Origin of the sequence: Prevotella sp. MGM2 (assembly GCF_002933955.1) — a bacterium.
Lineage (GTDB): Bacteria > Bacteroidota > Bacteroidia > Bacteroidales > Bacteroidaceae > Alloprevotella.
The window spans coordinates 1-21525 of the sequence record NZ_BEWW01000243.1 but is presented as its reverse complement, the minus strand read 5'-3'; the positions used below and the strand labels follow the sequence as shown (position 1 = coordinate 21525).

Here is a 21525-nt window from a genome sequence, read left to right as displayed (position 1 = left end):
AGGAATATTATACAATAAAATAGTAACTTTACACTCTAAAATAGAAACGTTATGCTCAAGCAGATTACTACTGTCATATTTGATTTGGACGGCACATTGCTCAATACTCTTGAGGATTTGGCTGCAAGTGTCAACTATGCCTTAAAAACAAATGGTTATCCCCAACGTACCACTAATGAGATTCGGACTTTTTTAGGTAACGGGGTAAAATCTTTGGTCAAGTGTTCTTTAGGTAAGAATGATAGTGATGAAATTTTTGAAAAGGTTTTCAACTGCTTTAGGACATATTATATGGAGCATTGCCAAGATACGACACGGCCATTTGACGGTATCCTTCCATTATTGGAGGAACTGAAAAAGCGAAAAATAAAGATGGCAATTGTTTCAAACAAACTACAACCTGCAGTAGAACAGCTCAACAATCATTTTTTCAAGAAACATATCTCTTCTGCTGTTGGAGAAAGTGCAACGGTGCGTCGGAAACCTAATCCGGATGCTGTCATTGCCGCGATGAACGCTTTGGGAAGCCGAAAGGACGAAACTATTTATGTGGGAGATTCTGAAATAGATATTGAAACGGCTAAAAATGCAGGTATTGATTGCATTGTCGTCCTTTGGGGATTCCGTGATGAGTGTTTTTTAAGGAGCCAATATCACAATATACATTATATTCATTCTCCAAAAGAACTTTTGTACTTATTGGATACTTCTATTTGAAAGAACGTTGTTAATGTCTTTTTAAAAAAACTGAACTTCACTGGTTTCTGTCACGTAAATATCAGAAATGCACCTTTCATATTATGGTAATAAGGTGCATTTGCAATTTCAGGCTCTTTATGTTATAGAATGGATATCTTACGTGTTATTTTACCGACTTTCAGCACAAAAAGTCCCCTACTGACATTCAATGAGACGGTTTTGTCAGCGGTGTCTATTTTGTATTCTGCAACCTTGGCGCCTGTCAGGCTAAAAACTTCCAGTTTCAGTCCTGAAGCGTTATGTATTCTTACGCTTGATCCTTTGACACTTAGGCTGATTTCTTCCCTTTGTTCCAAGGAGAATGTAACATCCGGTTGTTCATTCGTTGCCCTTACAATTTGAGGAGTCAAAAGGAAAAAAGACAATAATAACGTAATGATATATTTTATCTTCATGCTTGTTCTAATTTTTACGTCTACAAATATATTAAAGTTTTATAGAACAAACAAATGAAACGGGAGTTTTTACATGATATTGCATAATACTTTCTGATTCGTACTAAAAATAGCCGGGCATCTTAATGAAAAGATTGATAATCTGAAAATTTGACGATTTCTAACTGCTGTGTTTGCCGAAACATTCTGTGAAAGATAAAGCAACGTAGAATTTTAACACTATTTGGTTTCGACGGAAAAAAGTTGTATATTTGTAATAGCGAAGCGGGACATTCTTATTGGATGTCTCGCTTTTTGCCTGTTTTTCAAGTATAATCAAGTAGTTTTCCTATGTATTTTTGTGATGAATTATCCGTATTGGAATTAAAAATTCAAGTACTCGTGTTAAAATTTCGATACGGACTTTTTCCTAATCAGCATTTAGAATGTATGTATTAACACTTCAAAATGTAACCAAAGGTTAAATATGTTAAAGTTGGAATCCTGTTTTTGGGGATTAGGTAAAGATAATTTCTACGGAAATAATGAGACATGAAGTTTGAATACTAAAATAAATGTTGTAAGTTTGTTGCTCTTATTTTTTACATTTGCATTGCGAATGTCATTATCCGTCAAGAACAAAATAGCGATAGCCCTATGATTTATGATTTAATCATGGCTGCGTTTGCTGATGTAGAGGAAAGTGATCATCAAGAACACTTTTTGGTTGAACGGCTTCATCAGTCAAATACATTTATTCCGGAACTGTCATTGGTTGCAGAAACAGACAATCAGAAAATTGTTGGATATATCCTGCTCACAGAGGTTGAAATTGTATCGAAAAACATCATTGTATCTTCATTAGGGGTTGCTCCGCTGTCGGTTCTCCCTGAATTTCAAAAACTTGGAATCGGTGGAAGACTGCTTAAGGAAGCACATAAAAAAGCAGTTTTGCTTGGATATGATACTGCAGTCTTGCTTGGGCATAAGGATTATTATCCACGATTCGGTTATCGCAGAGCTATTGATTTTGGTATAGAGTTTCCTTTTGATGTCCCATCTGATTGCTGTATGATCATTGAGTTACGCCCTAATGCTGCGGATAACATATCTGGAGTTGTTCGTTATCCTGATATTTTTTTCGAGTAAACTGAGCAATACCAGCCGTTTAACGCACTCTTAGGGTAATATCCTCTTGTTGTATTTACTTAATCATAAGTTGTTGAAGATCATATAAGGAACCATTGTATGTGTTGATGTCGACATTACCTCTGATACCCTTAACACGTCCTCGATCTGTATGCTGCCAAAATTTCCAGGCACCATCGTAATGTAAGGTGTCTACATAATAATGAGCAATCCAATAAGGGTAATGGTCAAAAACAATAGAGTTAAGATATTGCTTTCTGAATTTATAATAAGTATAAAGAATTGGGCGGGTTTTATAATGTAACTCTATAATTTTCAACCACTTCAATGTTTCTGCCCTGAGTTGTTCTTTAGTTAAATCTCCTAAGACTTCAACATCTAATACTGGTGGAAGGTCACCGGCTTGCAGCTTTACATTACGGATAAAATTACGGGCTTGATCTTCTGCAGCAACTCCCGGTAAAAAATAATGATAGGCTCCGCATGCCAGTCCAACCTCTCGGGCCTTTAAAATATTTTCCTTGAACTTAGGGTCGACCAAGCTTTCTCCTTCTGTTGCCTTAATAAAAACAAAACTTATAGGAGTATTGCCTATTTCAGAACGACGGACTTTGTTCCAGTCTATATCTCCCTGATGGTGACTCACATCTATGCCACGAATGGAGTATCCTTCAGGTAAGTGGGTTTCTCCATAAATGCCACGCCAACTTTGAGTAAAAGGGGCTACTATGTACACGTAAAAAAAGTAAGCATACACTGACAAAAGAATAGCACCTCCAGTCAAACGAATTTGTTTTGTTGTTCGTTTGGTCAGGAAATTCCATATAGCAGAAGATGTTCCGCTCCGTTTACGCCGTCTATATTGTCTATGTGCAGCCAAAAGAAAAATTATCAAATAAACAATAACATTGACAATTAGCTATTATTCGTTAGATGTTGTGTTGGTAACAAATAACTGCTAATTGTCAATGTGTCTATTATACCTTTAAGTAAATATTACTTATTTTGCTCAAGTTTAAGCGTTATGGTACATTGGTCGCAAACCTCAGTCGGGCCAAAGTATTGGATAGGACCAGGATATACAAAACAAGTTTTTTCCGCCCATTCCTCACGATTTGCCACAAAAGTCTGGAAAGGTGCATCGTCAAGACGTACCAATGCTTTCTTAATAACGGGTTTCATTTCGCCATGACGACGTTCCATATTCATCATCATCGTGATAGGCACACCACCGGCAATCCATTGTTCCGCAGGAGCAGTCGTGTTTTTAACGATGGCCATATAACCAGTCTTTCCATTAGCTACAAGTTGTGCGGCACTCGTACCAAGAGCATAGCAATAGTCAGCATCATAGTTAGACGGAGCAGCGCAACGGCCTTCATAACCGAAGAAATGATGCTGCGCAGCGAATTTACCGTCAAAATTGCCATTCACTTTCCATTCCTGTAATTTCTTTGCCACCATTTCTGATAGCAGTTTTTCTGTTTCGATGAGCGAAACTTGTACATTACCGTGCGGATCACGTTCCATTGTAAGTTGTTTGGCTACACCTTCCGGCAGGCTTGCATAGATAGCAGCATTCTCTGCAGAGAGTTTGCCCATGATCCAATTGCGTTGGTTGTCTGCTTCCACACTGGCTGCTTCAGAAGTTGCAAGTAAGTCGTTAAGTTCGGCAATCAACTTTTTCATAGCCGGAATAAATTCTATAAGACCTTCCGGAATAAGTACGGTACCAAAGTTATTACCTGATGCGGCACGTTTGGCTACGACCTCAGCGATATATGTTACAATATCGTCGAGAGTCATATTCTTTTCTTCAACCTCTTCACTTATGATGCATATATTGGGCTGACATTGCAATGCACATTCCAAAGCGATATGGCTTGCGGAACGTCCCATCAATTTTATAAAGTGCCAATATTTACGGGCAGAATTAGCATCACGCTGGATATTGCCTATTACTTCTGCATAGGTCTTACAGGCTGTATCGAAACCAAAACTTGTTTCGATTTGTTCATTCTTCAAGTCACCGTCAATCGTTTTGGGACATCCGATAACCTGAACGCCATATTGTTTGGCAGCGTAATATTCTGCAAGTACACAAGCATTAGTGTTGGAGTCGTCACCGCCAATAATGACGATAGCTTTTATATCCAATTCACGAATAACTTTTAAGCCACTCTCAAATTGTTCTTCCTTTTCCAATTTCGTACGGCCGGAACCAATCATATCAAAACCGCCAGTATTACGATATTCATCTATGATCTCAGCTGTGATTTCAATATATTTATGGTCAACCAAACCGCCAGGTCCCATGAGGAAACCGTAAAGTTTGTTTTCAGGACACTGCTTTTTCAATTCGTCAAAAAGACCGCAGATAACATTATGACCACCAGGAGCCTGACCGCCAGAAAGAATAATACCGATATTCATTGGCTCATATGTACGTTTCTCTTCTGAAGGTACAAACTCAACGAGAGGCATACCGTAAGTGTTGGGGAAGAGAGTTTTGATTTCTTCCTGATTACCTACGCTTTGTGTGGGTTCGCCTTCTTTGATACTTACATTGCCACGCAATCCCAACGGTAATTTGGGCTGATAGGCAGAACGGGCAATCTGTAATGCGCTTTTTTCCATAAAGAAATTCTAATATTGTTGTAATAAATGATAAATCCTTTGCGCAAAATTACAAAAACTTTTCCATACAAACCGAAAAACCTTGATTTTATAAGATTACATAAATAATTATGTTCATCAATATAATCAATAGAGTTCGGACTAACTTAAATTTGTAACTGATAAGGAGATGTGTTATTCTTTTGTTATTCAGCTATTCCAAGTTCATAATTCACTAAATCCTGCATCAGGCAAAAATCTATTTTAACGAGATTGTATTTGTAAAAGAGAGTGTTGTCTTTAGCTAGAATCATAGAAAGATCTTCTGTTTTCTCATGTTGTCTCAGATAGGTGGCATACCGGTTGATAGCAGATGGTAAATCTCCGGATATCCATGCTGCATGACCTGCATTGAGATAATCTGTTGGTAATGGAGATTTAGCCAGTAAACGTTGGTAATACGCCATAGCTTGTTCAGGCATTCCATCAAGTAAGGAACACCAGGCTAAACCGCGAAGAACATCATCGTTATTTTCTGATAAATAATCTGCTTTATATAGTTTTTGAAAAGCAGATTTTGGATCATTCAGTTGCAAAAAACATTCAGCTAAATGTAATAAAACGTCAGTATCTTCCTGATTAATTAGTTCTAGCTGAAGGTAACACTCAAGTGCAGCGTGTACGTTGTTTGTAAATCCATAACAGTTTCCCAACTGCTTTAATGTCCACTCATCATTTTCATGAAATATTCGTGCTTTCTCGTAGGCTGATATAGCTTCTTCATAGCGATTCTCAATTTGATAGCTATAGCCTATTTTCTGTAGAATAATAGCCGATGGCTGCATCCGCAGATAAAGTTGTCGTGACAAATGGTAAGACTTTTGAGAGAATGCAAAATTAGCAAGTTGCCCTAAAGTGTTTTCATCATCCAAAACTGCACTTAACAACGCGTTTTCTGTTAGAAGCAGGTTTTGCTTAAAAGGGTTCTCTGAATTCTCACTATAACGAAAAAGTTTGAAATAACGATAAAGATCTTGTAAATAAATCCGAAGGGTTCTTTCATCATCCATCAGCGGCATTGACAAATGATTTATTCCGGAAAATTCTTTTTCAAGGGCATTGTTTAATTCTTCATTTTGAATACTGTCAAGAAAAACAGGCATGTCGCCAAACATAAATGCCAGGGCATATTTGTCTGAATTACATAACTGTTCATTATTCAATAATTTGCTAAACAATTTATTCTTTTCTAAGAATCGGGCAACTTCCGGATTTTTTTTGCTAAACGGGCAGAACCAGTTTGCTGCTACATTGAAAAAAGGATATTTGGATTTAATCATTTTGAAAGTACCTATAAAGATGTCAGCGCCTTGCTGCTGCATCTCTACTAATGACTTCATTTTCTGCATAAAATTGTCATCATTTCCTGGTTGCTCCCAATGGGGATTGATATCCAGTAATTTTGAAAGATCTTCGGCGTCTTTAAAAGATAAATTACCATTCTGCTTCAGATTTTGGGCTTGTCTCATCATTTCCGGCAGAATTTCATTATGTAATTGCTTTTCTAGATTTTGAGTTACTGAACTTAAAAACAGTTGCGTCTGAATTATTTGAAGATGATTGCGAAATTTTTCTTCATCTGCTAGTAAACTAATTCTTGCGATAATATCTTCATACATTAAAAGACGCTTGGGCCACATAATACACACAAGGACAACCCCAACCAAAGCTCTTGCACGTAAAGTAAGATCTTCACTCGAATAAATGTCTAAGAGAAAACGTGTTTTATTTATATCAAAATGCCGTAATACGGCCATCATTACCGCACTAATCAAAACGCATTTTTTCAAATGTTCAACTTCTGCAGATTGCACCCATTTTTTTGTAATGTCTATTTCAGATTGTGTCCATAATTTAGACGTCCAAAACACTTCATAGATTTGTCTGTATGAACAGTCTGAAATATTTATTGAAGAAATGTCATGCGGCTCATTCATCAATTGTAATGTATTCCATGTTCGTGCATATAATGACGTGCCGACAGCCAATTCATTTTCACGTGAAATAGCATCTGCCAATTCATCAGCGCGTCTTATGAAGACCTCAAATAAGTGATGGCGTTCCGGATCATCAAATCCTTTGCCCATATAATTGAGCATCATTCTGTAATCGCCAGCTAATTTTTCTATGTCATCTTGGACAGTGGCTATTGTCAATCCTTGGCTCATCGTTTTAAGTGTAGACAACGCACTTAGTAAATGATACTGTTTCAGATGTTCCTTCAATTGTTCATGAAGTATTTCGAAATTCGAGAGCATACAGTATAGGATTTTTGTTTAATATTTATGTTGAAAAATCTATTGAATACCTGTTTATACAAATTACAAACAATAATCTATTCTTTCCGGAATTGAGGCATGACGATAGTGTGGTAACTTCAGGCTGTCAATAGCTTTTTCGGGCAATTGGTAGCGAATAGAAAGTATGTCGGATATTTTATTTTTTCCTAATTTATTAATGCTATCCGCTGCCATGTTATAAGCTTTTATAAATAGAGGTATTTGCTTGTTTTTTAATTTATTGCTTACTGATTCCTTACGTAAAACTATACATCCTAAATTAAGAGAATAAAACTTGTTTATTAATATATGATGTCCTTTACTTTTGGCTAAAGCCACATAAGGTTCAGATAATATAGCTGCATCAATCTGATTTTCATCTAGCATTTCTGTACGTAGTTTGTAATCATTGATTTGCACAGGTAAGATATCTGTTGGGGTTATTTTCTCATCTTTCAATAAATCTGTCAATAAGTAATGTGCTGCTGAAAAACGAGAAATAGCAATACTGTGTTTTTTTAGAGCTGTCAGATTACGTATGCGCAATTTTCCACTTACCACAACAGCCCATTCGTTGTCAGTACCAGATATGACTTCTAGTTTTTCTCCACGATTTCTATGATAACACAAACGAACTAAATCAGTTACGCCACCATCTGTGGACTTGTTTATATAAGCAGTATCGCAGTCGGCCTGTGAATTGTAGCTTTTTAGGAAGACTCTCGCCCCAACCTTTTTGAAAAGTCCTTTTTCTGCAGCATAATAAAGTGGCAGGCAGTCAATCGTAGGCTGAACGGCTAAAACTAGTGTCTGGCTGTCGGTTACAACTGTAGTTTTTGTTCGGGCAGGCATTGGTTCGGCTTTTCTTTCAGGCGAACAGGCAACAAGCAGTCCGCTCCAAATAGTAACAAGCAAGAGAACTGATTTCATGGATGCATAAATAAGGAAAAATCATAAATGTGAAATGCAGGAAGCCAATTGTCATTGACAGGATGGCTTTTCCACATTCCACATTTTATTAATGTCAATTATACAGGGGCTTAATTAGCCTTTAATGGCTGCTATACCAGGAAGAATCTTACCTTCGATAGCTTCTAGCAGAGCACCGCCACCAGTCGAAATATAGGAAACTTGATCAGCCATACCGAATTTGTTGATACATGCAACTGAATCACCACCTCCGATGAGTGAGAAGGCTCCTTCTGCCGTAGCTTTGGCTATGGCATCGGCAATTGCACGGGAACCACCTGTAAAGTTGTCGAATTCAAAAACACCGGCAGGACCATTCCAAAGTATGGTTTTGGCGCCCTCAATGGCATCAGCAAAAAGTTTGCGGGTTTCAGGGCCAGCGTCCAAACCTTCCCAGCCTTCAGGAATTTCACCGGAAGGCACAACCTGAGTATTGGCCTCATTTGAGAACGAATCGGCTGCAATGCAGTCAACTCCGAGCACCAATTTAACGCCTTTGGCCTTAGCTTTGGCTATAATGTCAAGTGCCAGGTCAAGTTTGTCGTCTTCACAGATCGAAAGACCGACATGACCGCCCTGTGCTTTTGCAAATGTATAAGTCATACCGCCGCAAAGGATAAGATTATCAACCTTGTCCATCAGGTTTTCAATGATGCCAATTTTAGTGGAAACCTTTGAACCACCCATGATGGCAGTAAATGGGCGTTTAATGTTGCTCAGGATATTATCAACGGCCTGCACCTCTTTCTCCATGAGATAACCAAGCATTTTGTGGTCGGCATCAAAAGAGTCTGCAATAACAGCAGTTGAAGCATGTTTGCGGTGAGCCGTACCAAAGGCATCATTAACGTAGATGTCTGCATAAGAAGCCAAAGTCTTGGCAAATTCTTTTTGGCTGGCTTTCATGGCATTCTTTGCCTCTTCGTAAGCGGGATCAGCCTTATCTATGCCCACAGGCTTGCCTTCTTCTTCCGGATAGAAGCGAAGATTTTCAAGCAGAAGGACTTCGCCCGGTTTGAGAGCAGCGGCAGCTTCGGCGGCTTTTGCGCAATCGGGAGCAAACTGAACGGTCACACCCAAATGCTCTCCAACAGCTTCGGTAATCTGACCGAGAGAGAATTTAGGATTAACCTTACCTTTGGGTTTACCCATGTGGCTCATGATGATGAGTGATCCGCCGTCAGCGAGTATTTTTTTCAAAGTGGGCAGAGCACCTCGAATACGGGTGTCATCAGTGATTTTTCCGTTCTCGTCAAGAGGAACATTAAAGTCCACACGGACAATTACTTTCTTACCTTCGAAGTTGCAAGTGTCGATAGTCATAATCGCGTTGTTATTTTATTGTTTTTAAGTGAGTTTATTACCAGTGCCATTATGGCACCGCAAATATACGAAAAAACTTGTTCACATGAGATGTCATGAAAACAGAAAAAATCAATGGACCGATGTTGTTCAATAGAATGTAGAGAATATAAATAATTACGATGGGGTGTTGAAGTTTAACATATTTAACTTTCTGTTACATTTCCAATGAGCATTTACATATTCATAAACCATATAAAAAGAGTTGGAAGAAGTTCGGAAAGAAAAAGATTACTTGGAATTTTAACAGCAATACGGCGAATTTAAATTATAATACGGACTTTTTCTATGGAAAATATCTCTGTATTGCCGTTAAAGACAACAAAAGCGAACAGTTTTTGTTAACAGTCCGCTTCGCCATTGCAAATATACGATTTTTTTCGGCTAAAAGCAAATAGTGTTAAAATGTCAATTGACCATAAAACGCCCTGTCTGGACATCTTTGCAATTAATAAGTTGAATAAAATAATATTTTTAAACAATAAATCGTTAACTTTGCAAAGTCTGTATTCTTGTTCCTATTCATTTTGATGTCGTAAACTTCAAAGGGGGATTTGAACTGATCAATTCATAAATCATTATTCTCAAAAGTAAAAATCACTTTTATACATAATGGAAATAGCAAACAAATACAATCCGGAAGAAGTAGAAAGCAAATGGTACCAGTATTGGCTGGACAATCGCCTTTTCAGTTCAAAGCCTGACGGGCGTGAACCTTACACCGTGGTGATTCCTCCTCCCAATGTTACGGGTGTGTTGCACATGGGACACATGCTCAATGAAACTATACAGGATATTCTTGTTCGCCGTGCCCGTATGGAAGGTAAAAATGCCTGCTGGGTACCGGGCACCGACCATGCTTCCATAGCTACAGAAGCTAAGGTAGTGAATCGTTTAGCAAAACAAGGTATCAAGAAAAGTGACTTGTCACGTGATGAGTTTCTGAAGCATGCCTGGGAATGGACCGATGAACATGGCGGTATTATTCTGAAGCAACTGCGTCGTATTGGTGCTTCGTGTGACTGGGACCGTACAGGTTTTACGATGGACGAAGAACGTTCTTCCAGTGTTATCAAGGTCTTTGTTGACCTATATAATAAAGGTTTGATTTATCGCGGCGTACGCATGGTCAATTGGGATCCTAAGGCTCAAACGGCACTGTCGGACGAAGAGGTCGTATACAAGGAAGAGCACACGAAACTTTACTACATGAAATATTATGTGGCAGAAGACGATGGTAACGGTGCTACCGGAGAGGAAGGAGAAATTATTCATTGCGATGAAAAAGGCAGATATGCTGTGGTTGCGACCACACGCCCCGAAACAATTATGGGCGATGTTGCCATGTGTATCAATCCTAATGACCCTAAAAACCGATGGCTGTCCGGCAAAAGTGTGATTGTGCCTTTGGTTGGCCGTGTCATTCCTGTTATTGAGGATGACTATGTAGATATTGAATTCGGTACAGGTTGTCTCAAGGTGACTCCAGCTCACGATGTGAATGACTATATGCTGGGCGAAAAATATAATCTTGAAGCAATTGATATTTTCAATGATGATGCGACACTATCTGAGGCCGCAGGGCTTTATGTAGGACAAGACCGCTTTGACGTTCGGAAACGAATAGCTTTGGATCTGCAGAATGCAGGTCTCATGGAGAAAATAGAAGATTATGACAATAAAATCGGTTGTTCGGAACGTACAGGAGTACCTATCGAACCGAAACTCTCCATGCAATGGTTCCTGAAAATGCAGCATTTTGCCGATTTGGCTTTGTCGCCAGTCATGAACGATGACATTAAATTCTATCCGGCAAAATATAAAAATACTTACCGCCATTGGCTGGAAAATATAAAAGACTGGTGCATTTCCCGTCAGCTGTGGTGGGGACACCGCATTCCGGCATATTACCTGCCTACTGGCGGATTCGTTGTCGCAGAAACTCCAGAAGAAGCCTTAGCTTTAGCCCGTGAGAAAAGTAAAGATCCATCGTTGAACATTGCCGATCTACGCCAGGATGAAGATGCACTCGACACTTGGTTCTCTTCATGGCTTTGGCCCATTTCGCTATTCAAAGGTATTAATAATCCTGATAATGAAGAATTTAAATACTACTACCCTACCAGCGATTTGGTGACAGGTCCTGACATCATTTTCTTTTGGGTGGCGCGAATGATTATGGCCGGTTATGAGTATACTGGAAAAATGCCTTTCAAGAATGTTTATTTTACAGGTATCGTTCGTGACAAATTGGGACGTAAAATGTCTAAATCCTTAGGCAACTCACCGGATCCCCTTGAACTTATTGATAAATTCGGTGCTGACGGTGTACGTATGGGAATGATGCTTTCAGCTCCCGCCGGTAATGATATTCTTTTTGATGAGTCGCTTTGTGAACAAGGCCGTAACTTCTGCAACAAAATTTGGAATGCGTTTCGTCTCGTGCAGGGATGGACGATAGCCGATGGAGAAATGCCGGAAACATCACGGCAGGCCCTTGATTGGTTCAAGGCAGAACTGCGCCGTAGCGCAGATGAAATAAGTGATCTCTTTTCCAAATATCGTCTGTCGGAAGCGCTCATGGAGGTTTATCGTCTCTTTTGGGATGAATTTTCGAGTTGGTTGCTTGAAATGGTTAAACCTGCATACGGCCAACCTATTGATCGTCAAACCTACAATGAAGTACTTGCATGCTTTAATGATTTGCTTCACCTGCTTCATCCGTTCATGCCTTTCATCACCGAAGAATTGTGGCAACATCTTGGTGAACGCGAGAATGGCGAAAGTCTGATGGTCAGTCCACAGAATATTGCTATGCCAATTGAGGGTGATACTGGTTTGATTGTACAAATGACTCGTGTGAAGAGTATTGTGTCCAACGTGCGTGCGATAAGAAATTCTAAAAACATATCGCCAAGAGAAACTTTGGAACTGCAAGTTATCAGCGATAATCCTGACAAGGAATACACATCTCTCATCATTAAAATGGCAAATGTGAAAAGTGTGGAACTGATAGCAGAAAAGGCACATGGCTCTGCCACTTTTATGGTGGAAACAACAGAGTATGCAATACCATTAGGCAATTTGATTGACATAGAAGCTGAAAAGGCAAAAGCATTGGCGGAATTGGAACATCTTCGTAAATTCTTATCTGGAATAGAGAAGAAACTTTCGAACGAACGTTTTATAAATAATGCTCCTGCAGCAGTTGTTGAAATGGAGCACAAGAAGCAAAATGACGCAATGACCAAAATCGCTGTTTTGGAAGAAACTTTGAAGATGTATTAACATCTTCAAAGTTTCTTTTGTTTCAATAATAAAGTTGATATAACCTCATAATTCTTCATACTATAGTAAAAAGACAATAGTCAATATCTTGGGCAGAGAATTCTTTTTGAATGAATAAAAAAACTTTTATTACCTAAATATCGTATACCATGAATAAAAAAAACTTACTGACAGGGATATTGTCGGTTGCCCTATTGGGAAATTCCTTAACGGCAACCGCTGATAATGTATACACCATTTATCCGATTCCTCAAGAACAACATGCAGGAACTGGTACCGGTGCATTTACACAAGAAGTAAACGTGATTGTAGAGAATGGCATTGATGAAGCCACGATCAATCGTCTCAAAGATATTCTTAAGGCAAACGGGCTTACTGTGACACTTGGCAATCAAGCTGCTGAAAACCTTACGAACATCTATTTGGGAATAAACGGCTCAGAAGATGTAGCAGACAAAATAGCAGCCAAGTGGGGACTTCAACGCGAAGTATTCGTGGCGGAAGGTAAGTATGACAGACACAGTCTTATGCTTAAAGTTGAAAACGGAGTTGCTAACGTTCTTGTTTTGGGTGAAAACACAGATGCCGCATTTTTTGGCTTAGCCTCACTTGAGCAAATGCTGGAAGTGGACAAAACAGCAATGCCGGCAGTAAGCATTTATGATTATGCAGATCAGAAAAGTCGTGGTATTGTTGAAGGCTATTATGGGTATCCTTATTCTGTGTCTGTAAAGAAAGATCTGATGCGTTTTATGATGCGTTATAAAATGAACACCTATCTTTATGGTGCAAAAAGTGATCCTTATCATTCTGAAAAATGGAAAGAAGACTATCCGGCTTCAATAACAGAAGAACAGAAAAAAAATGGATGGCTTTCACAGGAAATGGTATCGGATGTTACTCAAGTATCACATGATACAAAAGTTAATTTTATTTGGGCAATCCATCCGGGCAATGATTTTTTATACAGCACTACTGTTATAAATGATATAATGGGTAAGTTTGACAAGATGTATCGTCATGGTGTACGTCAATTTGCCGTTTTTGTAGATGATGTCAGTGTTCCAAGTTCTGATGCTGACCTCAATACTAATGCTCAGCGTTTAACAGCTTTACAAAAGGCTTTGGAGAACAAATACAACCAAATAGGTGCTTTGGCTTCAGACACGGTCCGACCGCTTCATTTTGTTCCACAGATCTATTGCTCCTCTTTCGCACCTTCTGTAGAAGTGAGACAGAAGTTCTTCAGGGCATTGTCTTCCACACCCTCTTATATCACAATTTACACTACAGGAGCAGGAGTGTGGAGTGTACCTAACAGCAATGATTTGGCTACTGTCAAGAACGACTTGGGGCGTAACGTCGGGTGGTGGTGGAATTATCCTTGCAATGACAATGCCGACGGCCAAATTTATCCTTCTGACACTTATTCTAATTTCTATGACATGCCGGCAGTCAACAATAACGCCACTTTGCCAAATAGCCTTGAAAATGGCTTAGGTATTGTCAGCAATCCTATGCAGCAAGGGGAAATTTCAAAAACACCATTGTTTAGTGTTGCCAATTATGCTTGGAATACCGATGCTTTTGACAATAAAAATAGTTGGGAAGCTTCTTTCAACGCTATTTTAAAAGACGAAAATGCAGCTAGCGCTTATCGTTATCTTTCACAATATTTGCGCTATAATGATCCTGAAGTCTTGAATTCTTTAATCACAGCTTATAAAAGTTCCTTCACCACCAATAAACCGCAACCGGAACAATTGTTAGAACTGTTTAATGTCATTAGTGAGAAATGCGATATTCTTATAGCATTGAAAAATTCAGAAACAGAGAGCGATAGATTACTCTATAATGATTTAGCACCTTGGTTGTTGAAGTTAAAAGCAATGGTTGTAGCAACAAAAGGCCTTTTAACTTCAGCTATGGAAAAAGAAATAACAGAGGAAGTGTGGAAAAATTATGTAGCTTCTATACAGACGGTTAGTTCTCTTGACAAGGATGAGCAATTTAAAGCCTATGCTTTAGAAGGAATGGGGTCAGGTGTTAGTGTTTCTGTAAGGCCGTCACAGCCTTCGCAGAAATATTTTTTACCATTTATCAATTATATGAAAGAAAATGTTCTGTCTGATATTTTTAAAGGTAGTCATCAAGCTAAGACTGCAATGTTTACGAATGCAAATGTGAACGGTAATATTTATAATGTCGGATACAAATGTTATATTAGAGCTACCGTCACACTGGAATCAGGGCAATATATCGGAATGGAATTACCTCAGCCGACCCAATTGGCTAATGTAACGGTTGCTGATACTCTGTTATGGCCTAATTTTGAGGTCGTTTATTCTGGAGATGGTAAAAATTGGAATAGTTATAACAATAAGGAAATATTCCTGAGCAATCATGTTAATTATATTTGCATCAAAAATAATAGTGAAAAACCTCGTAGTCTACGTTTGGTGCAAGGAAATTTTTCCATTACTCTGCCAGAAGAGACTAAGATTAATACTAATTTGACAACAATTCCGAATGGAGATATTTGGAGTGGTCATAACAAGAGCTATATAACCGATGGCGATTACACTACTTTTGCCTGTTTGAATAGAAATCAGCAACAAAATGATGCTTATACTGTAAAACTTTCATCTCCTACGGTTGTCGGAGATGTACGTATTTGTATGGGAACAGTAAATGGTGACTATATGCAAATTGGTCGCGTAGAAACATCTGCTGATGGTAAAACTTGGAAACCGTTAAAAGTTAAAGGTTCAACCTCTATTGATTTCAGAATGAATTTACCACAAGTCATCAAATATTCAGATGAAATGTCCTATTGTGATTTTAATGGAACCAATGAGACTGTGCAATATGTTCGTTTGCGCTTACACTCTGCTAATACCAATAAATGGTTACGTTTATACGAAATAGAAGTGAATCGTCAAACAGATGCTGATAAATACCGTCCTATTTGCGTTGATGCTGATAATAAAGCAATAACTGAGGTTGTTGACGAATTACCCTATACAGCCACTATATCTCCAGTCTCTTCACTTACGTACCACTTATTCCGTGTTCACCCTCTTTCAAAAATTATTATTTATCAAGATGCGTCCTCGTCTGTTGGCGCCACATTATCTATATGTAATGCTGGCGAGTGGAAAGAAATAGGTCTTTTGAAAAACTATTCTCAAGAAGTGGATTTGAGTGATTTTAATGACTACTCAGCTTTAAGAATATCATGGGAGGGGGATATTGCCCCTACGATTTATGAAATTATAGAAGTGGTTGATGAAAATAAAAAACCGCAAGTGGCAACAAGAATCGAAGAAATAACCTCAAATGAAGGTAATAATATTCATGTTGTTATTGTCGATAAAAACGTTTCTATAACATCAGCAAAAGGGATACAGAATGTACAAATATGCACTATTGAAGGAAAGAATTTAATTACTTATAAGAATAAGGGAACGAATCATATTTCACTGCCAATCCCCTATAAGAGCAATCTTCTTCTTTTGAATGTTACTCTGTGTGACGGGAGTAAAAACTCTTATAAGATTTATATGAAATAAATATTGTAATTAAGATAACGCAGATTAATTTAAAATCAAAAAATCCTTGAAAGATCGAATAAATCTTTCAAGGATTTTTTTGATAACTTAAAACTGAAAATATCAGGCTGAACCGTGAGGATAATTTTTTCACTGTAGTATATTTTGAGATTAAATATACTATTTTTCTTTTACACATCCACTTGCTATCCAACGTTTTTTCCAATAATCAGATGCTAAATCATCGATAGTTACACCACGTGATGAACGGGCATGAATGAATCGTCCATTTTTCAAATAAATCCCAACATGAGTAATATCTTTTTCCAAATGGGAAGAAGAGAAAAAAACCAAATCACCTGGTTGCAATGATTTCAATCGCTTATATTTATGGTTATTTCCCTCAAATTGCTCTTTGCAATTACGGGCAATCTTTGTACCATAAACATTCTTATATATGTTATAGGTTAAACCGGAACAGTCTACGCCTTTTCTTGTTATGCCACCATACCCGTAAGGAACACCAACCCAACTTGCCGCTTCAATATAAAGAACATGATCGTCATGTTTTTCTATATCAAAACCTAAAATTATTCCAGCACGGGCTAAAGAGTGAAAATCCACGTGTTTTAACTGCCTTGAAGAGGAACAAGAGACAATAGCCAATGAGAAGAAAACAACCACTATTGGCAATAGTGGTTGTTTGGTGTAGTTTGTGTAGTCAGGCAAAACCATTGGTTACTCTTTTATTTGAGTGCAGACAAATATCTCTCAGCTTCTATCGCAGCCTTACAGCCACTTCCTGCTGCTGTAATGGCCTGTCGGTAAAGTGGGTCAGCTACGTCACCGGCAGCGAAAACCCCAGCAATATTGGTACATGCAGTTTTTCCTTTAGTTATGATGTAGCCATTTTCGTCTGTGTCAATCCAGCGTTTGAATAAATCACTGTTGGGGTTATGGCCAATAGCTAAAAAGAAACCGTCAATTGCAATGTCGTATTTTTTTTCAGCAGAAGTTCCTTGGCGATACACTAAATGAGCCCCTTCCACTCCATTTTCTCCAAAAAGACCTACCGTATTCGTTTCAAAAAGAATTTCTATTTTATCATTGGAAAATACACGCTCTTGCATGGTTTTTGAGGCACGAAGAAAAGGTTTTCTGACAATTAAATAAACCTTAGCTGCAAGTCCGGAAAGGTACATAGCTTCTTCACAAGCTGTATCCCCTCCTCCTACAACAGCAACTGTTTTCTTACGATAAAAGAAACCATCACATGTGGCACAGGCACTAACACCAGCTCCACGATATTTTATTTCATCATCTAAGCCTAAATATTTGGCAGAAGCACCTGTTGCAATAATTAAAGCTTGACAGGCGACTTGGGTTTCATCATCAAAAGTAATAACCATTGGTTGAATACCCAAATCGGTTGCAACTGCTGTTGCTGTGCGTATTTCGGTGCCGAAACGTTCGGCTTGCTTACGTAAGTCACTCATCATATCATTTGCATCAATGCCTTCAGGATAGCCCGGAAAGTTTTCAACTTCAGTTGTTGTCGTGAGTTGTCCACCTGGTTGTAATCCTTCATAAACTATTGGCGATAATCCTGCGCGAGCTGCATAAATGGCTGCAGTATAACCGGCTGGTCCGGAACCAAGTATAAGGCATTTAATAGTTTCCATAATTTGATGTTATTGTATAATTTTTATTGATTATAGTCTAATTGTTTCTCAATATGAAATTATCTCAAATCAATAATTTCCACACTCGGATAATCTTTCTTGCTGAACTGAAAAAAACTATCTTTCCACTTTTTTCCAGCCGAAGTATTACCAACTCGAATACGTATCCAATTTCCGTCTTTTTGTTTCATACGTATACTTAATGGCCAATAACTAGTCTTGTCTATGATTATACGCATTTCACGAATACTTCTTCCTTTCTGTTGAGCCAAAAGTCGTACTTCATAGCAAGATTTATTATTATAATTTGTAATTGTCATCTGTGCATTATATCCAGATTTATATAGATTGACAAAAGTATACGGGTTAATGGATTGTAATTCATCTGCTGTAGGCGTTGATGCATACACTTCGTCACTACCAGCCATAAGAGCCCATTGTGTTTTACCATCAAACCATGTTGTCATTTGTTGTGAAGTTATTTTAAACTTATTTCCTCTGACATAAATAGTTCCAGACGTATTGCCAGAAATAGAGGCTCCTTTATAAGACGTTACTTCAAAGGTTGCTTGTATGCCATCACTATTCTTTAAAATTCCAGCCGTTTTATCTAATACTTGATGAGGAGTATCAGCATTAGCAATGGAAGGTACAAAATAGCTACATATTATGAGCAAACACAGAATTATAAAATCGTTCTTTTTCATATAAGCTTAATTTATCTAATAGCGGATATTTTTGTTTCTAATTCAACTTCATCCGTGCATAGCACTTCACGTGGTTTGGCTCCTCGGGTAGGTCCTACAATTCCTGCCTTTTCAATTTGGTCCATTAAACGACCAGCACGATTATAACCAATAGAGAATTTACGCTGTATGAGTGATGTGGAACCTTGTTGATGGATGACGATTAAACGAGCGGCTTCTTCAAATAGAGGATCAAGATTAGCTAAGTCTACAACATTGGCTGAATTATCGTTATCATTTTCTGTTGCAACTTCAGGTAATTCATATGGAACCAAATATCCTTGTTGAGTTGCTATAAAATTATTTATAGCCTCAACTTCTGGAGTATCGACAAAAGCGCATTGAACACGAACGGGATCATTCCCTGCCAAAAATAGCATATCTCCTTTGCCAACCAATTGATTAGCTCCAGTACGATCTAAAATAGTTTGACTGTCAATGCGTGACATAACTTTAAAAGCCATACGAGCAGGGAAATTGGCTTTGATGGTACCCGTGATAATATTCGTTGTAGGGCGTTGAGTGGCTATAACCATGTGCATACCAACAGCACGTGCCAATTGAGCAATACGAGCAATAGGTAATTCTACTTCCTTACCTGCTGTCATAATAAGATCTCCAAACTCATCAATAATAACAACAATATAAGGCATAAATTCGTGGCCGTTTTCCGGGTTAAGTTGGCGTGCCTTGAATTTTGCGTTATATTCTTTTACATTTCGAACTTTAGCTTTCTTGAGCAAATCATAACGATGGTCCATCAATTGACAAAGGCTTTTTAAAGTTTGTACAACTTTGGTAACATCTGTGATAATAGAATCGTCCCCATCTGCTATTTTCGCTAAAAAATGGTTTTCAATAGGAGAATAAACACTAAATTCCACTTTTTTAGGATCCACCATTACAATTTTGAGTTCAGACGGATGTTTTTTATAAACTAATGAAGTAATGATAGCATTCAACCCTACAGATTTTCCTTGTCCTGTCGCACCTGCCACCAATAAATGAGGCATTTTGGCCAAATCAACCATAAAGACTTCATTCGTAATCGTCTTTCCTAGAGCTATTGGAAGTTCGAAAGTACTTTCCTGAAACTTTCTGGAATTGATAATACTTTCCATAGATACAATACGAGGATTCTTATTAGGAACTTCAATACCAATAGTCCCCTTACCAGGAATAGGGGCAATAATGCGTATCCCCAAGGCACTAAGACTTAAAGCTATATCATCCTCCAAATTACGTATCTTGCTAATACGCACTCCAGGGGCTGGAGTTATCTCATAAAGTGTAATAGTTGGTCCTATTGTTGCTTTAATACTCATGATTTCAACTCCAAAATTGCGCAAAACAGTAATGATACGATCTTTATTCGCATTTTGTTCAGCCATGTCAACTGAAGGAGCATTATCTGGATATTTTTTCAAAAGTTCAATGGGAGGAAATTGATAATTTTCTAAATCCTTCCAAGGATCATATGGTTCACCTAAATTTCTTGTATCCAGAGGAAAATCCTCTTCAGAAATATTAATAGCCTGTTGCTCCACTGGAAGTGATGCTTTTGTGGTTTCTTCTAAAATCAGTTCAGGATCTTTCTCATCATTTATCTGATTGGAAAAATCAAGGCTCACCATATAATCTTGTTCATAGTTTTCTTGAGTGTTCTTATCATCAACGTTTATCCTTTCTGTTAAATTGTCAGAATCCGATCCATAAATCTCATCATTCTGCACTTCTTTTTTGACATTAATCTTCACAAGATTTCCCTTTATTAATATTTGTGGCTTCATCATCTTACGAATAATTTCAATAGTTTCATTACTTAAGTAGATGAGATAACAAATAGCAATAGTGATTAAGAGGATATATGTAGGAATTATGCCTATTGCAGAAATCAAATAATTGCAAACATTTACTCCATGCATCCCCCCTAGATAAAATGTAAAATCAAATTTAGGAAGTAACGAGCATTCCAAAAGACTTAACATAACAGATCCCCATACCATCAAAATGGAACAATTAAGAAACCATTTCCATAGTCTGATTTTATATACTCGCATAAGTTTTATACCGAGTATCAATAAAAATATTGGAATATAAAATGAGCAAACTCCAAAACATTCATCCATAAAATAATGAGCAGTATAAGCTCCTAATTTACCTCCATAATTTTGTGCAGTAAAAGTCAATCCACCTTCTACAGCTGTCTGCTCCACATTACCAGTAAAAAAATGAGAAATGAATGACAACACCATAAAAAGCGCTATTATCAAAGCAAAAAGACCAAAAACAAAACGCAAAGTATCACCTTGATAAAGGGTCTTAAGTCCTTCTGGTAAGAGTACACTCTTAATATCAAGTTTTTTTACATTATTTTTTTTCTTAGACGTTATTTTAGCTTTTTCTTTATGTGTTGTTTCTTTCTTTTTTGAAACTGGCATTGTTACTTAATGAATTTATTATTCAGGAAATCAACAAAGTTTTCCCTCCTGTTATACATGTAGAGAGCAAAGTTACTAAAAGTTATTTAGATAATACAAATAAAATCATGAAATATATTTAATATCAAGTATAGATTTGTGAACATTTATACTTAAATTTCCTTCAACAAAAATCATATTCTTAGCGGATGCATTTTAACCGATCAATAAGGGCGTATCGAACGTTCGATACGCCCTTATTGATCGGTT

Annotated in this window: 14 protein-coding genes; 4 read left to right on the top strand and 10 right to left on the bottom strand. The window is 37.8% G+C overall.

The window, feature by feature from the left end; genetic code table 11:
* The first annotated feature begins 51 nt into the window (after positions 1 to 51).
* A complete protein-coding gene (locus C5S62_RS06025) occupies positions 52 to 717 on the top strand; it encodes an HAD family hydrolase (RefSeq protein WP_104404498.1) in 666 nt (221 codons plus the stop codon).
* Between the two features lie 122 nt (positions 718 to 839).
* Here C5S62_RS06025 and C5S62_RS06020 read toward each other — a convergent pair whose 3' ends face one another.
* Positions 840 to 1154, bottom strand: coding sequence for a T9SS C-terminal target domain-containing protein (locus tag C5S62_RS06020; protein ID WP_104404497.1), 315 nt, complete (start codon positions 1152 to 1154; stop codon positions 840 to 842).
* 591 nt (positions 1155 to 1745) lie between these two features.
* Here C5S62_RS06020 and C5S62_RS06015 point away from each other — a divergent pair.
* Entirely contained in the window at positions 1746 to 2282 is a 537-nt protein-coding gene (locus C5S62_RS06015) for a GNAT family N-acetyltransferase (protein WP_223301167.1), read from the top strand.
* Positions 2283 to 2337: 55 nt separating this feature from the next.
* Here C5S62_RS06015 and C5S62_RS06010 read toward each other — a convergent pair whose 3' ends face one another.
* From C5S62_RS06010 to pgk, 5 genes are all read right to left on the bottom strand, one after another.
* On the bottom strand, positions 2338 to 3162 hold the full coding sequence (locus C5S62_RS06010; RefSeq protein WP_172486157.1) for a glycoside hydrolase family 25 protein: 825 nt from the start codon (positions 3160 to 3162) through the stop codon (positions 2338 to 2340).
* 116 nt (positions 3163 to 3278) lie between these two features.
* Positions 3279 to 4919 carry a diphosphate--fructose-6-phosphate 1-phosphotransferase gene (locus C5S62_RS06005; protein ID WP_104404494.1) on the bottom strand — a complete coding sequence of 547 codons (1641 nt, stop codon included), beginning with the start codon at positions 4917 to 4919 and terminating at the stop codon, positions 3279 to 3281.
* A gap of 185 nt (positions 4920 to 5104) precedes the next feature.
* A complete protein-coding gene (locus tag C5S62_RS06000) occupies positions 5105 to 7126 on the bottom strand; it encodes a tetratricopeptide repeat protein (RefSeq protein WP_190311557.1) in 2022 nt (673 codons plus the stop codon).
* Positions 7127 to 7279: 153 nt separating this feature from the next.
* The gene (locus C5S62_RS05995; RefSeq protein WP_104404492.1) at positions 7280 to 8167 is read right to left on the bottom strand and encodes an ABC transporter substrate-binding protein; all 888 of its coding nucleotides are present in this window, start codon (positions 8165 to 8167) and stop codon (positions 7280 to 7282) included.
* A 114-nt stretch (positions 8168 to 8281) separates the two neighbouring features.
* The gene (pgk, locus tag C5S62_RS05990) at positions 8282 to 9529 is read right to left on the bottom strand and encodes a phosphoglycerate kinase (protein ID WP_104404491.1); all 1248 of its coding nucleotides are present in this window, start codon (positions 9527 to 9529) and stop codon (positions 8282 to 8284) included.
* A 651-nt stretch (positions 9530 to 10180) separates the two neighbouring features.
* Between pgk and C5S62_RS05985 the strand changes: the two genes are divergently transcribed.
* Both C5S62_RS05985 and C5S62_RS05980 read left to right on the top strand, forming a co-directional pair.
* The gene (locus tag C5S62_RS05985; protein WP_104404490.1) at positions 10181 to 12856 is read left to right on the top strand and encodes a valine--tRNA ligase; all 2676 of its coding nucleotides are present in this window, start codon (positions 10181 to 10183) and stop codon (positions 12854 to 12856) included.
* Between the two features lie 149 nt (positions 12857 to 13005).
* Positions 13006 to 16428, top strand: coding sequence for a beta-N-acetylglucosaminidase domain-containing protein (locus C5S62_RS05980; RefSeq protein WP_104404489.1), 3423 nt, complete (start codon positions 13006 to 13008; stop codon positions 16426 to 16428).
* A gap of 159 nt (positions 16429 to 16587) precedes the next feature.
* Here the strand turns inward: C5S62_RS05980 and C5S62_RS05975 are convergent, their stop codons facing one another.
* The 4 genes from C5S62_RS05975 to C5S62_RS05960 are packed head-to-tail and all read right to left on the bottom strand — an operon-like array spanning position 16588 to position 21276.
* Positions 16588 to 17142, bottom strand: coding sequence for a C40 family peptidase (locus C5S62_RS05975; protein WP_104404488.1), 555 nt, complete (start codon positions 17140 to 17142; stop codon positions 16588 to 16590).
* A gap of 11 nt (positions 17143 to 17153) precedes the next feature.
* Positions 17154 to 18089 (bottom strand): thioredoxin-disulfide reductase, encoded by a 936-nt coding sequence (trxB, locus tag C5S62_RS05970; RefSeq protein WP_104404487.1) that lies wholly within the window; start codon positions 18087 to 18089, stop codon positions 17154 to 17156.
* Between the two features lie 59 nt (positions 18090 to 18148).
* Positions 18149 to 18796: a LolA-like putative outer membrane lipoprotein chaperone gene (locus C5S62_RS05965; RefSeq protein ID WP_104404486.1), complete on the bottom strand. Its 648-nt coding sequence runs from the start codon at positions 18794 to 18796 to the stop codon at positions 18149 to 18151.
* 11 nt (positions 18797 to 18807) lie between these two features.
* The gene (locus C5S62_RS05960; protein WP_104404485.1) at positions 18808 to 21276 is read right to left on the bottom strand and encodes a DNA translocase FtsK; all 2469 of its coding nucleotides are present in this window, start codon (positions 21274 to 21276) and stop codon (positions 18808 to 18810) included.
* Positions 21277 to 21525: the final 249 nt, after the last annotated feature.